The sequence below is a fragment of the Gemmiger formicilis genome (assembly GCF_024462815.1).
In the GTDB taxonomy this organism is placed as follows: Bacteria; Bacillota; Clostridia; order Oscillospirales; family Ruminococcaceae; genus Gemmiger.
This window is the reverse complement of record NZ_JANGCG010000085.1, coordinates 1-247: the sequence shown is the minus strand read 5'-3', so window position 1 is coordinate 247 and position 247 is coordinate 1. Positions and strand designations below refer to the sequence as shown.

At 41.3% G+C, this 247-nt stretch carries 1 protein-coding gene; it reads left to right on the top strand.

Translation table 11 applies throughout. The features are described 5' to 3' along the window. A partial coding sequence (locus NE623_RS14595) for a LemA family protein (protein ID WP_256276171.1) occupies positions 1–247 on the top strand: 247 nt, incomplete at both ends.

Below are 247 nucleotides of genomic sequence, written 5' to 3'. Positions count from 1 at the left end.
ACGAAGAGTTACGACTCCCTCACAGCTGAAGAAAAAGCAGATTTTGACAAAACATTCACTGCTGCTAAAAATAATTTCTTTATGGTAGCTGAAAACTATCCGGCCTTACGGTCTTCGGAAAATTTCATGCAACTTCAAAAAACACTGAACGAGACAGAAGAACAACTTTCGGCTTCCCGCCGGACCTATAATGCAGCTGTTACGGATTACAACAATTCGGTGATGACCTTTCCATCCAACATCATTG